8 protein-coding genes and 1 pseudogene are annotated in these 15732 nt (G+C 65.9%); 4 read left to right on the forward strand and 5 right to left on the reverse strand.

Annotation, left to right across the window (positions count from 1 at the left end; all coding sequences use genetic code 11):
- Positions 1 to 33: 33 nt before the first annotated feature.
- Entirely contained in the window at positions 34 to 4575 is a 4542-nt protein-coding gene (locus VSR82_RS28760) for a DEAD/DEAH box helicase (protein WP_498858272.1), read from the forward strand.
- 205 nt (positions 4576 to 4780) lie between these two features.
- Entirely contained in the window at positions 4781 to 6784 is a 2004-nt protein-coding gene (pdeR, locus tag VSR82_RS28765; RefSeq protein ID WP_429455591.1) for a cyclic di-GMP phosphodiesterase, read from the forward strand.
- A 17-nt stretch (positions 6785 to 6801) separates the two neighbouring features.
- Here pdeR and VSR82_RS28770 read toward each other — a convergent pair whose 3' ends face one another.
- Positions 6802 to 7905 carry a malate/lactate/ureidoglycolate dehydrogenase gene (locus VSR82_RS28770; RefSeq protein ID WP_429455592.1) on the reverse strand — a complete coding sequence of 368 codons (1104 nt, stop codon included), beginning with the start codon at positions 7903 to 7905 and terminating at the stop codon, positions 6802 to 6804.
- Between the two features lie 90 nt (positions 7906 to 7995).
- Positions 7996 to 9456, reverse strand: coding sequence for a M20 family metallopeptidase (locus VSR82_RS28775; protein ID WP_429457691.1), 1461 nt, complete (start codon positions 9454 to 9456; stop codon positions 7996 to 7998).
- Positions 9457 to 9624: 168 nt separating this feature from the next.
- Here VSR82_RS28775 and VSR82_RS28780 point away from each other — a divergent pair, with 168 nt between their 5' ends.
- Positions 9625 to 9936, forward strand: coding sequence for a superinfection immunity protein (locus VSR82_RS28780; protein WP_368583729.1), 312 nt, complete (start codon positions 9625 to 9627; stop codon positions 9934 to 9936).
- 78 nt (positions 9937 to 10014) lie between these two features.
- Here the strand turns inward: VSR82_RS28780 and VSR82_RS28785 are convergent, their stop codons facing one another.
- The 3 genes from VSR82_RS28785 to VSR82_RS28795 all read right to left on the reverse strand — a co-directional run bounded on the left by VSR82_RS28785 (position 10015) and on the right by VSR82_RS28795 (position 13009).
- Entirely contained in the window at positions 10015 to 10284 is a 270-nt protein-coding gene (locus VSR82_RS28785) for a YodC family protein (protein WP_176123714.1), read from the reverse strand.
- A 483-nt stretch (positions 10285 to 10767) separates the two neighbouring features.
- On the reverse strand, positions 10768 to 12321 hold the full coding sequence (locus VSR82_RS28790) for an MFS transporter (protein ID WP_429455593.1): 1554 nt from the start codon (positions 12319 to 12321) through the stop codon (positions 10768 to 10770).
- 58 nt (positions 12322 to 12379) lie between these two features.
- On the reverse strand, positions 12380 to 13009 hold the full coding sequence (locus tag VSR82_RS28795; RefSeq protein WP_368583727.1) for a TetR/AcrR family transcriptional regulator: 630 nt from the start codon (positions 13007 to 13009) through the stop codon (positions 12380 to 12382).
- 980 nt (positions 13010 to 13989) lie between these two features.
- Between VSR82_RS28795 and VSR82_RS28800 the strand changes: the two are divergent.
- Positions 13990 to 15133, forward strand: a pseudogene (locus tag VSR82_RS28800) (IS110 family RNA-guided transposase).
- Positions 15134 to 15732: the final 599 nt, after the last annotated feature.

Here is a 15732-nt window from a genome sequence, read left to right on the forward strand (position 1 = left end):
GATATCCCCCGCGCCGCCCTCATCTACACGAGCATGACTTCGGCCAAAACTTCCGCCGCACTCGACGCGGCGCCCCGCTCCCGCAAGGCCCGCTCCACTGCGAGCGCGGGGCAGCCCGTCGCACCCGCCTTACCGCCAGCCCCGCAGGCGCTCGCCGGCTTTCACCCGGCCGTTGCCAACTGGTTCCAGAAAACCTTCACCGCCCCGACCGACGCACAAGCGGCCGCCTGGCCGCAAATCCGCAGCGGCCGCTCGACGCTGGTCGCCGCGCCGACCGGCTCCGGCAAGACGCTGACAGCGTTCCTGTCCGCGCTGAACGACCTCGTGTCGCAAGGCCTCGCGAACGACGGCGCGCTGCCCGACGAAACGCTGGTCGTCTACGTGTCGCCGCTGAAGGCGCTGTCGAACGATATCCGTCTGAACCTTCAACTGCCGCTGCAAGGCATCGCCGCCGAACTCGACGCGCTCGGCCTGCCGCCGCTCGACATCCGCACCGCCGTGCGCACCGGCGACACCACGCAGCAGGAACGCAACGCGCTGAAAAAACGCGCGCCGCACATTCTCGTGACGACGCCCGAGTCGCTGTACGTGCTGCTCGGCTCCGATTCGGGCCGCCGCATGCTGGCGACGGTGCGCACGGTGATCGTCGATGAGATTCACGCGCTCGCGGGCAGCAAGCGCGGCAGTCATCTCGCGCTGAGCCTCGAACGGCTCGACGCGCTTTGCGGGCGACGCCTGCCGCGTATCGGGCTGTCGGCGACGCAAAAACCGGTCAGCGCGGTCGCGCGGTTTCTGGTCGGCGGCGCGAGTCTGGATAGCGACGTGCCGGCCGAATGCGCGGTGATCGACGTCGGCCACGTTCGCGCGCGCGACCTCGCGCTCGAGATCCCGCCGGTGCCGCTCGAAGCGGTGATGGCCAACGAAGTGTGGGAGCGCGTCTACGACCGGCTCGCCGAGCTGGTCGCGCAGCATCGCACGACGCTCGTCTTCGTCAACACGCGCCGCATGGCCGAGCGCGCCGCCCGCCATCTGACCGAGCGGCTCGGCAAGGACGCGGTCGCCGCGCATCACGGCAGCCTCGCGAAAGAACATCGTTTCGACGCCGAACAGCGCCTGAAACGCGGCGAGCTGCGCGTGCTGATCGCGACCGCGTCGCTCGAACTCGGCATCGATATCGGCGACGTCGATCTCGTTTGCCAGATGGGTTCGCCGCGCGCGATCGCGCCGTTCCTGCAACGCGTCGGCCGCTCGGGGCACCACGTCGGCGGCATGCCGAAGGGGCGGCTGTTTCCAGTCTCGCGCGACGATCTGCTCGAATGCGCGGCACTGCTCGATTGCGTGCGGCGTGGCGAGCTCGATGCGTTGCGCATCCCGCGCGCGCCGCTCGACGTGCTCGCGCAACAGATCGTCGCGGAGGTGTCGAGCGCCGAGTGGAGCGAGGATGCGCTGTTCGACATGCTGCGGCGTGCCGCGCCGTACGCGGATCTGCCGCGCGAGCAATACGACGCGCTGCTGCGCATGCTCGCCGAGGGCTACACGAGCCGCCACGGTCCGCGTGCCGCGTATGTGCATCGCGATGCGGTCAGCGGCACCTTGCGCGGCCGGCGCGGCGGCAAGCTGGTCGCGGTGACCTCCGGCGGCACGATTCCCGAAAACGCCGATTACGCGGTCGTGCTCGAACCGCAGGCGCTCAATATCGGCACCGTCAACGAGGACTTCGCGGTCGAAAGCCTCGCCGGCGATGTATTCCAGCTCGGCAACGCGTCGTACCGGATTCTGCGCATCGAAAGCGGCCGCGTGCGGGTCGAGGATGCGCAAGGCCAGCCGCCGAACATTCCGTTCTGGCTCGGCGAGGCGCCAGGACGCAGCGACGAGCTGTCGTTCGCGGTCGCGAGATTGCGCGAGCAGGTCGAAGCGTTGCTGACGGAGGGCGAGACGCAAGCAACAACGGAAACCGCCGTAGCCGCACGCGAACCCGATCCCGCCGCGCCGCGTCTCGACCACGCTATCGCCTGGCTCGCCGACAACCTCGCGCTCAGCGAGCCGGCCGCGCGCCAGATCGTCGAATACCTGGCGCGCGCCCGCGCCGCGCTCGGCGTGCTGCCGACGCAGAGCACGCTCGTGATGGAGCGCTTCTTCGACGAATCGGGCGGCACCCAGCTCGTGATCCACTCACCGTTCGGCAGCCGCGTGAATCGCGCGTGGGGGCTCGCGCTGCGCAAGCGCTTCTGCCGCAGCTTCAACTTCGAGCTGCAGGCCGCGGCCACCGAAGACGCGATCGTGCTGTCGCTGACCGGCAGCCACTCGTTCGTGCTCGACGATGTGTGGCGCTATCTGCATTCGAACAGCGCCGAGCATCTGCTGATCCAGGCGCTGCTCGATGCGCCGTTGTTCGGCGTGCGCTGGCGCTGGAACGCGACGACCTCGCTCGGCCTGCCGCGCTACACGGGCGGACGCAAGACCGCGCCGCAACTGCAGCGCATGCGCAGCGAGGATCTGCTCGCAAGCGTGTTTCCCGAGCAGGCCGCGTGTCTGGAGAACATCGTCGGCGAACGCGAGGTGCCGCGCCACCCATTAGTCGACCAAACCATCGACGACTGCCTGCACGACGCGATGGACAGCGAACGCTGGCTCGCGCTGCTACGCCAGATCGAGCACGGCGAACTGCGGCTCGTCGCGCGTGATCTGCCGGCGCCGTCGCCGCTCGCCGCCGAAATCCTGACCGCGAAGCCCTATGCGTATCTGGACGACGCGCCGATCGAGGAGCGCCGCACCCAGGCAGTGCTGAACCGCCGCTGGACCGACCCGGAAAGCGCCGACGATCTCGGCGCGCTCGACGCCGCCGCGATCGACAGCGTGCGCGACGAGGCCTGGCCGCAAGCTCGCAACGCCGACGAGATGCACGAAGCGTTGACGGGCCTCGCGTGCATCACAGAAACCGAGGCGCGCACACAGGAGGATTGGCCCACCCTGCTTGCGGCATTGGCGAAAGCCGGCCGGGTGACGCGCTTGCCGCTGGCCGCGCAAGCAGACGCAAGCACGGGCAACCACAACGTCAGCGAAGGCGCACTGTGGCTGCCCGCCGAACGCGTGACCTGCTTCGAAGCGCTCTACCCCGGCATCGCGCGTAGTCGCTATGAGCCGCCGCTGAGCGCGCCGAAGGGCTACACCGAAAGCTGGAGCGCCGACGACGCGCTCGTGGACGTGCTGCGCGCGCGGCTGACCGGTTTCGGCCCGCAGACGGTCGACGCGATCGCGCGCCCGCTCGGTTTGCCGGCCGACCGGATCGAACCGGCGCTGATCCGTCTCGAAGCCGAAGGTTATCTGTTGCGCGGGCGCTTCACGCCGCACACGAGCCACGAAGAATGGTGCGAGCGGCACCTGCTCGCACGCATCCACCGCTACACGGTCAAGCGGCTGCGGCGTGAGATCGAGCCGGTCGAGCGGCACGACTTCATGCGCTTCCTGTTCGAATGGCAGCATCTGACGCCGACCACGCGCGCCGAAGGCCGCGACGCGCTCGCCGCCGCGCTGGACCAGCTCGAAGGCTTCCAGGCCGCGGCCGGCGCATGGGAGGAGGACATCCTGCCCGCGCGGGTGCGCGCCTACACCAGCAGTTCGCTCGATGAGCTATGCCGGGCCGGCAAGATCGTCTGGACCCGCCTGACCGAGCGGGCGCGCGGCGCAGCCGGTCCGGTCCGCGGCACGCCGATCGTGCTGCTGCCGCGCGCGCAGTTGCGCGCGTGGCGCGCGCTGCTCGATCCCGCGCGTCAGGTCGAGTTGTCGGCACTCGCGCAAAGCGTGCACGACACGCTCGCGCAACACGGCGCGATGTTCTTCGACGAACTGCTCGCTGAGGTGCGCGTGCTGCGCATGGAACTGGAAAACGCGCTCGGCGAGCTGGTCGCGGCCGGCCTCGCGAACTCGGACAGCTTCGCGGGTCTGCGCGCGTTGCTCAAGCCGGTCGCCAAACGCAACGCGTTTTCCAGCAGCCGGCGCGCGCGCGCGAGCGCGCTGATCGGCGGCATGGACGACGCCGGGCGTTGGGCGCTCGTAAGCCGCCCGTCCGCCGTCGCGCCGGAACATCCGTCCGAGCGACGGAGTCAGTTGCCGCCCGAGGTGCTCGAACACGTCGCGATGACGTTGTTGCGCCGCTACGGCGTGGTGTTCTGGCGCGTGCTCGAACGCGAGGCCGAATGGCTGCCGCCGTGGCGCGATCTGCTGCGCGTGCTGCAGCGGCTCGAGGCGCGCGGCGTGATCCGCGGCGGGCGTTTCGTCAACGGGCTCGCGGGCGAACAGTTCGCGCTGCCCGAGGCGATTCCGCTGCTGCGCGAGGTGCGGCGGCAAGCGAACGACGGTGCGCTGATCTGCGTCGCGGGAACCGATCCGCTGAATCTCGTCGGCACGCTGCTGGTCGGCGACAAGGTGCCGGCCGTGGCGGGCAACCGCGTGCTGTATCGCGACGGCATGGCGGCGGCCACGCTGGTGGCCGGCAAGTTCTGGTTCGACGCGGCGCTCGACGCCAATCCGATCGAGCGCGAACGTGCCCGCGCGCTGCTCACACATCGCTTCTAACGACGTCACCGTGGCGTCGTTTCGCCACGCCATCATGCCGCCGCGCGCGGCCGCGCCGGCCCGTGCCCAGGGTTAGCAAAACGTTAATGTTTCTTCGCTCGAATTGTCACGCTTAGATACAATGGGGCAGTTTCACTTTAGTATGAGGAAGACCGTCTGCCGCCGCCCGCCTTGATACGGACCGCCGGCACTCTCCGGGGATTTCATGAGCGACGAGCTACACGACCAGGTGCTTCACGCGCGGTTCGGCACGAGCAGCCCTCGCTGGCGCCTTGCGGCGGCGAGCGACACGCTGGAGATCGTGCCGGCCCATGGCCACGCGGCTGTCGGCGTCGCCATTCCCCTCACCTCTTCCCAAGCCTCCCAGGTCCGCGCGCTGAGCGGCGTCACCTCGCACGTAGTCGTCGACGTGCAGCTGGACGCCGCGCCGCTGCGGCTGCATCTGGTCGGCAAGAAACTCGATTGCCATCGCTGGGGCGGCACCGCCTCGACCCATGCCGACACCGAATCCGTCGCGCGCGCACTACTGCACGGTCTGTCGTTCGCCGAACAGGTCGTCTCCGAGGTCAATTCGGTCGTCGTCATCGTCGACCGGCACGGCCGGATACAGCGCTTTAACCGGCTCGCCGAGGAGCTGACCGGGCTCAAGGAAGAGGACATCATCGGCCGCAGCGTCTGGACGCTGTTCATGTCGTCCGACGACGGCGTGGTCTCGAACCAGGTCAGCGCGCACTTCTTCAACCGTGGCCAACCGTACGAGATCGAACGGCGCATCAAAACGGTGCATGGCGAGCGGCTATTCCTGTTTCGCAACAAGTTCGTGCGCAGCGGCAGCGGCATCGAAGACCAGTTCCTGATCTGCTCGGGCACCGACATCACCGAGCAACGGCTCGCACAAGACCGTCTGATCGAGCAGGCCACCACCGACCCGCTCACCGGCCTCGCCAATCGCAATGCGATCCAGGAGCGCATCCAGATCGCGATCGAGCAGGCCGCGCCCGGCGAAACCATCGGCGTGCTGTTTCTCGATCTCGACAACTTCAAGAAGGTCAACGATCACTACGGCCACGTGTTCGGCGACCGGCTGATCTGCGATGTGTCGGACGCGATCCGCAACTGTCTGAATCCGGGCGACTCGCTCGCGCGTCTCGGGGGCGACGAGTTCATCGTGCTCGCCGCGAAGGGCTCCGCGCATGGCCTGGAAAACACCGCGCAGCGCATTCTCGATCGCATGCGCATGCCGTTCGCGGTCGGGCTCGTCGAGGTCTACACCGGCTGCTCGATCGGCATCGCGCGTTGGCCCGAGCATGGCGAAACCCTCGAATCGCTGATCCGTTCGGCCGACACCGCAATGTACGTCGCGAAGGACGAAGGCAAGCGCACGCATCGCGTGTTTTCGCCGGACATGAACCGTCGCGTCGCTGAGTTCATGTGGCTCGACACGAATCTGCGCCGCGGGCTCGAGGAAGGCCAGTTCGCGCTGCACTATCAGCCGAAGCTGAACCTCGCCACGGGCGCCGTGCAAGGCGCGGAAGCGCTGGTGCGCTGGAACTCGCCGGAGCGCGGGCAGATCATGCCTGCGGAATTCATCCGTTATGCCGAGGAATCCGGCTTGATCGGCGTGCTCGGCCGCTGGGTGATGGAGACCGCCGCGAAACAGGCGGCCCGCTGGAAGGCGGCCGGCTATGATCTGCGCGTCGCGATTAACGTGTCGGCGCGACAGCTCACGGATACGGCCGTGGTCCGCCATTTCACCGAGGCGTTGCAGCATGCGAGTCTCGATCCATGCCTGATCGATCTCGAGTTGACCGAAAGCTGTCTGATCGAAAACGAAGCGGCCGCGATCGAACTGATCAAGCAGTTCCGCCAGCTCGGCGCGCAGGTGCATCTGGACGACTTCGGCACCGGCTACTCGTCGCTGTCGCAACTCGGCCGTATTCCGCTCGACGTGATCAAGCTCGACCGCAGCTTCACGCGCTCGATCCACGCTGACATGAAGGCACAGGCGCTGGTGCGCTCGATGGTCGCGGTCGCGCAGGAACTCGATTTCCAGGTCGTCGCCGAGGGGATCGAAACCGAAGCGGAAGAAGCCTTCATGAAGGGCCTGGGCGTCGATTACGTGCAGGGCTTCCTGTACGCGCGGCCGATGCCCGCCACCGAGTTCGAGCGCTGGCTGCTCGATCGGCGCAAGCTCAGGCTGATCGCCTGAGCCTTGCCTCGCGCGCTTCAGCCGAGGCGCGCGGACCAGCCTGCCACTTCGTCCGCACTCATCCCGACGGCGCGCGCCGCGGAGTGGATTTGCTCCCACGTCGCGGCGTCGATCGGAATGCCGGCGGCCTCGCGTTGCGCGCGCGTGACGCGCTCGGACTCGCCGGGTTCGTAGATGCGCTCGGTGCCCGCCGCGAGCGGCGACGCCTTCACCCACTCGAGGAACGCATCGGCTTCGGCTTGCGCATCGGGCGCATCGAATGCGGCTGGATCGATGATCACCGACAGCATGCAATTGATGATCGCGTGCGTGGTACAGAGCGTGTCGGCGTGCGTCGTGAAGCCGCCCGACAGCGCGCCGCCGAAAATCTCGCACATCGCCGCGAGCCCGAAACCCTTGTGGCCACCGAACGGTGTCAGCGCGCCGAACGGCGCTTCGTGCATGACTTTCGGTTCGAGCGTGGGCATGCCTTCGTGATCGATCAGCGCCCCGGGTGGCGTGTGCTTGCCCTGGTTATACGCGACGCGCGTCTTGCCGAACGCGATCGTGCTGGTCGCGAAGTCGAGCACGAGTGGCGGTTTGCCGGGGCGCGGATAAGCGGCGCAGAAGGGATTCGTGCCGATGCGGCGGTCCGCGCCGCCGAACGGCGCAACGAGCGGATCGCCCGCTACGTTGACGAAGTGAAACGACACCAGACCGGCGCGCGCGCACTGCTCGGCCCAATGCCCGATGCGGCCGATATGATGCGCGCCGCGCAAGCCCACCGCGCAGATGCCGAGCCGCCGCGCGCGCTCGATGCCCCGCTCCATCGCCTCGAACGCGATCACCTGACCAAAGCCCTTGCCGCCTTCGACGGTCAGCACCGCGCCCGCGTCCTTGACGACGTCGGCATGTCCATTGAGTTGCAGTTGCTGGTCGGCGAGCGATTCGACATAGCGCGGGATCATGCCGACGCCATGCGAGTCGTGCCCGGTCAGATTCGCGGCCACCAGATGATCGGCGATCAGCTCCGCTTCGCGCGGCGCACTGCCCGCTCGCTCCCAGATCGCTCTGACGTAGGCATGCAGTTGATCGGCCGGAATCCGGGGCGTGTTGGTTTGGGCAGTCTGGGAGTCGCTCATTCAGCGTGTCGGTGTAGTTCGAACGGAAGGGAGCATCAATAAACAACGGGCCCGGGTCGCACCCGAGCCCCACTCAAACGAGGCGACAACTCACGGCGCCGCGGCGATCACTTCCGCAACCGCGGCCGTCAGCTTCTTGCCGTACGGTACGTGCAGGAACTCGTTCGGCCCATGCGCGTTCGACTTCGGCCCGAGCACGCCGCACACCATGAACTGCGACTTCGGGAAGCCCGCCTTCAGCACGTTCATCAGCGGGATCGTGCCGCCGAGTCCCATGTACGCGGCATCGGCGCCGAAGTGCTGACGCGATGCGTCGCTGAGCGCGCTGGCCAGCCACGGTGCGACCTCCGGTGCGTTCCAGCCGCTCGCCGCGCCCGCATCCGGCTTGAACGTGACCTTTGCGTTGTACGGCGGATCGAATTCGAGCAGCGCCTTCAGTTCGGCGACGGCCTTTTCCGCTTCGATGGTCGGCGGCAGACGCAGCGACAGCTTGAACGCGGTGCGCGGACGCAGCACGTTGCCGGCGTCGGCGAGCGCGGGCAAGCCGGCCGCGCCCGTCACCGACAGCGACGGACGCCACGTCGAATTGAGCAGCGCCTCCTGCGGATCGGTCGTGGTGGGCAGCACTTGACGGCCGTCCTGCCCGCACGCCCACGGCATCTTCTTCCATACGTCATCGCCGAGAATCCTCGCGGCAGCCTCCGCTTCGCGCAGACGATCGGCCGGCACCGGGCAATGAAAACCCTTCGGCAGCAGCGTGCCGTTCGCGGAGTCTTCGAGACGATCGAACAGTTGCCGCATGATGCGGAAGCTCGATGGCACGATGCCGCCGTAGACCCCCGAGTGAATCCCCTCGTCGAGCACCTGCACTTCGAGATCGCCGGCGACGAGCCCGCGCAGCGACGTGGTCAGCCATAGCTGATCGTAATTGCCCGCGCCCGAATCGAGACACACGACCAGCCCGACGTTACCGAGCCGCTCGCGCAGCGCGTCGACGTAGGGCAGCAGATCGTAGCTGCCCGACTCCTCGCAGGTTTCGATCAGCCCGACACAACGCGGACGCTCGACACCTTGCGCATCGAGCGCGGCGAGCGCCGTCAGGCTCGCATAGATCGCGTAGCCGTCGTCCGCGCCGCCGCGGCCGTACAGCTTGCCGTCCTCGAGCTTCGGCGTCCACGGACCGAGGTCGTTGCGCCAGCCATCGAACTCGGGCTGCTTGTCGAGGTGGCCGTAGAGCACGATGGTTTCGGTGCTGCCCGAGCGCGTCGCGGCGGTCTCGAAGAAGATCACCGGCGTGCGGCCCGGCAGGCGGATCACTTCGAGCTTCAGGCCGCGCACCGGTTGCTGCTCGGCCCATTTCGCGGCGTCGGTGATCACGCGCTCGAGGTAACCATGCTTCGCCCAGTCGGGATCGAACGCCGGGCTCTTCGCCGGCACCGCGATGTAGTCCGTCAGCGCGGGCACGATCTCGTCGTTCCACTTGCGCTCGACGAATTCTCGTAGCGTGTCCGGGTTGAGTTGGGCCTGCTGGGTCGTGTCGTCGGTGATCATGATCGGGTCCGTGAAGTACTGTTCGGTCGAAACGATCATCATAGTCCCGATGCGTGTCGGGCTGAACCCCTTGCGGTGATTGGGTGGGGACCGGAACGCGCATGGTGCGCGGCGGGCGGCGGCCATTCGCGCGACAATCACTACATGCCTCGTGCATCAGGAGCTTTTATGGGTGGCAACGTGGCCGTTCAGGCCATCGGCGCGGCGTTCGCGCTAGCGCTGTATTTTCTGCCGGCGATCATCGCGGACCGGCGCAAGCGTCGTGACGTGCTGACGCTCGCGCTATTTAACGCCTGCCTCGGCTGGACCGTGCTTGGTTGGGTGCTCGCGCTGTATTGGGCGCTACAGCCGAATCCGGCGCAGACCCTTGCGAGCGACATCGTCGAGACTCGCAAGATATCGACCTTGCGCGCGTTTTCATCGGCACTGACGCTGCGCGTGCGGCGACGCGAGGCCGCGCGCGACCGGCCCGAGCGCTGAAACGATTCGGGCGGCTCCAGCAATACGAGCAATACACGAACAACAGGAAACGGATTGATTGAAGCGCACGTGCGTCATTCAGGCCGCGCGCCCGATGCGACTCCACTGTACCGAGCCCGCCGGAATGGAGCGCGGTTCCGCGCGCACCGCTTGCGCGGCAAAGGTTTCATGACGCAGTTCGCCGTGTTCGTCGAACCACTCGCAGATCAGCCAGTCGCCCGGATTGCGCGCGACCGGACCTGCGTACGTGACGGTCATGCGCGGGCCACCTTCTTTTAACTTGACGACGTCGCCCACATTGAAGGCGGCGGATGTTGTCTGGAATGCGTCAATGGTAGCGGTCAGCATCTTGGGTCCCCCTATCTTGAGCGTTTTTAACTTGAGCCCGGCTTTATCGACTTCGACCTGTTGAATGGGTACTCTAAAGTTTAGACAGATTAACAATCGAATTTAAACGCGGCAAGCGCTTTTTATTGATACCGTTTTCACGGAACCGGGGTTGATGCCCAATGGTTTAAGTTCCCGGCATTCTGAAACATTCTCCGGCGAAAACATTGCGGCTAACCCTATGTGCGCTACCGCACAAATGCAACAGTTACTGCAGGCCGGTTGCAGGCCGGTAGGAAATACGAGACGGGTTTCGTCTGATTAGAAAACCTGACGCGATAGCGTTGAGCCGTTAATCAGAAAGACCCGTTTGATCTAAATCAGAATTACCTGTGAACGAGTAGATCGCCGGTAAATGCCATGTAGTTCGTTATACCGCTTCGTTCAAATTGAACGATTTTCCGGGCGAGCCAGCAAATGAAAACGATTACCAGCGGCTTAATTTCAAACTCCCGGAGCGACTGAGCGCCGTACGCTTTGCTGATGCCGTACCAGCAGCACGCTCAGGCCGATACACACGCACATCAGCGCGGCATTGATGGCGAGGCTCAGCTGAAACGCGTGTGCATAATACGCGGGGGCCGCGCTGCCACCGAGCGCGCCGAAGAACGCGCCGCTGACCGCCGCGGTGCCGAACGCGGAGCCGATCTGCAGCGTCGACGACACCACACCCGATGCAAGCCCCGCCTTCTCGGGCACCACCTCCTGCAGCACGATGCGCATGATCGACGGCAACAGCAGACCATGTCCGACACCCGCGCACACCAGCCCGCAGTAGAACAGCAGATCGGGCGTCGCGGATCGGGTCGCGGACCAGCCGGTCACGGTGAAGCCGAGCGTCATCATCGAGAAACCGAGCGTCAGCACATGCGCGCCGATGCGCTTGACCACGGCCGGCGAGGTCAGCGGCCCGATCACGAAGCCGAGCGCGAAAGGCATGATCGCGATGCCCGACGCGAGCGGCGTCCAGTGCAGGCCGGTCTGCAGGAAGATGCCGTAGGTCAGGAAGAACGCGCTATTGCAATAGAACAGGAACGCGAGCACCAGACCGAGCGCGAACGCGCGATTGCGGAACAGTTGCAGATCGACGAGCGGATGGCCACCGCCGCGCTCGACGCGCCGCTCGGTCGCGACGAACAGCGCGAACACCGGCACCGCGAGCGCGAACATCGCGAAGGTCCACGCGGGCCAGCCGGCTTCGCGGCCATGCGTCATCGGATAGATCACCAGCAGCAGCACCGCCGACAGCAGCGCGACGCCCTTCAGATCGACGCCGGTATGCGTGGCCGGCTGATTCTCCGGCACGAACTTCCATGTGCCGATGAACGCCGCGATGCCGATCGGAATGTTGATCAGAAAGATCACGCGCCAGTCGAGCCCGAACGGGTGATACGTAATCAGCGCGCCGCCGCCGAGCTGCCCGACGATCGACGACAAGCCGAACACGAAGCCATACAGACTCATCACGCGCGTCTGCTGATGCAACGGTACGACCGCGCGAATCGTCGCGAGCACTTGCGGCGCCATCACCGCGGCCGCGATGCCTTGCACGATGCGCGCGATCACCAGCATATGGCCGCTCGTCGCGAAGCCGCACAACGCCGACGCGACGACGAATGCCGCCATGCCCGTCATGAACATGCGACGGCGGCCGAACAGATCGCCGAGGCGGCCGCCCGTGATCAGCAGCACCGCGTAGGCGGACGCGTAAGCCGAGACGACGAGTTGCAGTTGCGCGTCGCTCGCGTTGAGGCCCGTGCGAATCGACGGCAGCGCGAGGTTGACGATGAAGTAATCGAGCGGCGCGAGAAAGGCGCCGACAAACAGCGCCGCGAGCGCAAGCGCTTGGCGCGGGAAGCCGGGCGCCGCCGCTTTGACGGCCACAGCCATGCCTGCCATCGCTGGTCCAGGACCGGTCACGGCCCCGGCCGCGCTCGCCGCGCCGCTAGCGGATCCACCGAATGCCGCCGGAGCGGACTTGATCGCTTCGCTTTTCATGACCGAACGTTCAAGAAATAGTTAAAAAAATTTTGCGCCTGCGTTCGCGAACGAACCGCTACACCAGCGCGCGCATCGCCACATCGACGATATCGATCAGCGCGTCTTGCTCATGCGCGACCCGTCCCATGACCCGCAAGCCCTGCATCACGCATAACAGGAAATCGCCGACGGCTTTTTCGTCGAGTGTCGAATCGAACGCGCCGCTCGCCTGCCCGCGAATCACCGCCGCCGCGAGCAAGGTCGCCATGCGGCGCTGAATCGCGGCGACGCGCGCGCGCAGCGCTTCGTCATCGGGCTGCATTTCGAGCGTCGTATTCGTGATGAAACAGCTGCGCCGGCCGCTCAACCCGCACGATACCCGCGCGTAGTGCAGCAGCGCGTCGCGCAACGCCTGCGCCGGATCAGCCGTCGCGCTCAGTCGCTGTGCAAGCCGTGCGACCGCGCCTTCCGAGTAATGCTCGAGCGCGGCGAGCATGATGCCGTGCTTGTCGCCGAACACGCCGTACAGGCTGCCGCGCAGCAGACCGGTGGCCTTGCACAGATCGTCGATCGACGTCGCGTGGTAGCCGTGATCCCAGAACACCTGGCTTGCGTTCGCCAGCACGGTGTCCGTGTCGAACTCACGCGGACGGCCCCGCTGAGATGTTTCGCCGGCTTTTTTGGCGGCTTGCCTGGAATGACTCAATTGCGATGACCTCGTTGCTGCGTTGGCGTCGGTCTGTGGATATTATGACTGAATGTTCAATAAATCAAGGAAGGCCTTCCGTAGGCCTACTCGCGTCGGGGTCCCTGCACAATAGAAGGGGAAAAAGCTGCAATAGACTCAAAAACCGTGCGGTAGTGCGGACAAAAGACTCGCGAAATTGAAAGCGGAGTGAAGACAATCGACGCGAGGTACTTTTTCCGCATCCCGCTTCACTCCGAACGCGTCCAGGTCTCATCTGGCGTCGGACCCGATCCCTGTTTGGGGGCAGTCAAGCTCCGTTTGCGTGGCCCCACTAAAAACGCATACCGCGAAGGCTCGCCGCGGTTCAATCAAATATAGGTCTCAGTGGCCGTTAGTCGGAGGCAATCCTTCAGACTGTCCGTCGCGGCGTGGCAAATGACGCGGAGAATCAGATGGCAGACCCCAGCGGCGATCGCGCAGGGTTCATCATCAAGTCGTCAGTCAAGGCAGGAGTGTGATAACGCCGCTTATCACGGCCCGCCCCCGCCCTCGCCGGCCTGCCCGCATCGCAACCGGGGCTTTCCCCGTCCCCGGTGCGTAGGACCGCCCTGCCCGGCCGTGACACGCGGGCCGGGTCCCGTGCCGCGGTCTTTCACCCAGGGCATGCAGAGGATTGGGTCAGGGTTCAGACCGGATCCGTTTCCTCCATGTCTCCACATGGCTTCGGGGCCCGCCGCGCGCGGGCTTTTTTTGTTGGCCCGGCATCTGCACGCGTGGCCAGCGCGGGAGTTGGCCACACCGTCGGCCCCCTCCGCCGGCAGTCGCCCCCTTGCCCACGATCGGGTCGCCGCGGTTCCAGCGGCAGGTATCAGAGTGCAACGGCCATACCGGGCCTTCGTCAATGGACTCGTCCTCGGCCAAAGATGCTATGTGGGACTACCGGAGAAAGGTCCGTTTAGCTAAGACGGAATTTCCAACTCTGTGCGAAGGAGATGGAAATGCCCACGAACCAAGCAGTCCCACAAGCCGAGAATACGGCGATCGAGGTCGAACTGTACACAAGCTTCGAGCTCGGCGACAAATCCTGGAAGCTGACCGCCAGCGATGGGCGGCACGGCCCGAGCCGCTATAGTGTGCACGCGGGTGACACCGCTGCCGTACTCGACTGTGCACGTCGAGCCAGGGAGCGTTGCGGCCTCGAGCCGAAGGCCAAGGTTCACTCCTGCTATGAGGTCGGGCGCGACGGCTGGTGGCTGCACCGCTGGTTGAGCGGGCAAGGCATCGACAACGTCGTGGTTGATGCTGCCAGCATCGAAGTGAACCGACGCGCAAGGCGGCCCAAGAACGACCGCCTCGATGGCGACAAGCTGCTCGCCATGCTCAGGCGCCATCACGCCGGGGAGCGCGTATGGGCGGTGCTGCGAGAGCCTACGCCCGCGCAGGAAGATGCTCGCTGCACGCGCCGCGAACTCGCCCGGCTGACCCAGGAGCACATCGCCCACATGAATCCCGTCCGCTCACTGCTCGTGCTGCACAATGTGCGTCCGCAGGTCATCATTGGCGGGCGCGACTGGGCACGCTGGTGGGCCAACCACCGGAGCAGGTGCCGCCCATCCTATGCGGCGAGATCGAGCGTGAGAGCGCGCGACTGGCGCTGGTCAGGCAACAGATCAGGATGCTTGAATCCGCGCGGCGCGACGAGCTGGCCGAAGGCAAGCACCCGCTGGTGGCACAACTGGCGCGGCTGCGTGCGATCGGCTCCAAAAGCGCCTGGGTGCTGGTCAAGGAAGTGTTCGGCTGGCAACGATTCGCCAACCGGCGCGAGGTCGCCGGGTGTCTCGGGCTGACACCTACTCCCTACGACAGCGGAGATAGTCAGGTCGAACAGGGCATCAGCAAGGCAGGCAATCACCGGGCGCGCACGATGCTCGTCGAACTGGCGTGGCGCTGGCTGCGCCTGCAGCCCGGCAGCCCGGCAGCCCCCTGACTGAGTGGTTCAACCGGCGCTTTGCGGGCAACGGCAAGCGCATGCGATGGGTGGGCATCGTCGCGCTGGCACGGCGTCTTGCCATTGCGCTATGGCGCTACCTGGAACACGGCGAGATCCCGGCCGGGGCCTCGCTCAAACCTGTTGTCCCCTGACGTGCCAGGTCAACATCGTTCGCGTGGTCTCGCAAAGAACACATCATGATCAGAGGTCGACACGCCCGTACCATCGGCGGGTCACCGCACGGTGACCGAAGCCAAAGATGGGGCGCGCCGATAACTGGGGTTTGCCAGTGCGCCTTGCGCGCATGCTGCATGAGGTGCAGGCTGTCTATGCACTGCACGGATAGAAGTTCGTTCCGGCACTGGCTGGAACGCTCGCCACACCCCGACCTTGGATCAGGATCGAACCACCGTGCGACACGACCGCTTCACATCACCAGCGATCCAAAGGTCCCAGGATGAAATCTGGTCCGTTTACCTGACGAGCGAACACGGCTTGACAAACAGGTCCGCATAGAAGCTGACGGTCGTGTGTCGGCGCTGACATGCCTGCTTGCGGTCGCTCACCGGTCGTTCGCGGAGACGGGGCGACGAACGGCCGCAACCGAGTTCAGCGAATGCGTACTCTCGTTAAGCGTTGTTCGACGCCTGCCCATGTCTGCTGCCGCGTGAGTAAGCGACGGCGTATGCGGGCAGGCGTTGGACAACGCTCGAGGGAGGAAACCGCGGGGTGTACCGAGGCGGTTATGGGG

This window comes from Burkholderia sp. JPY481 (genome assembly GCF_038900515.1).
GTDB classification, from domain to species: domain Bacteria; phylum Pseudomonadota; class Gammaproteobacteria; order Burkholderiales; family Burkholderiaceae; genus Paraburkholderia; species Paraburkholderia youngii.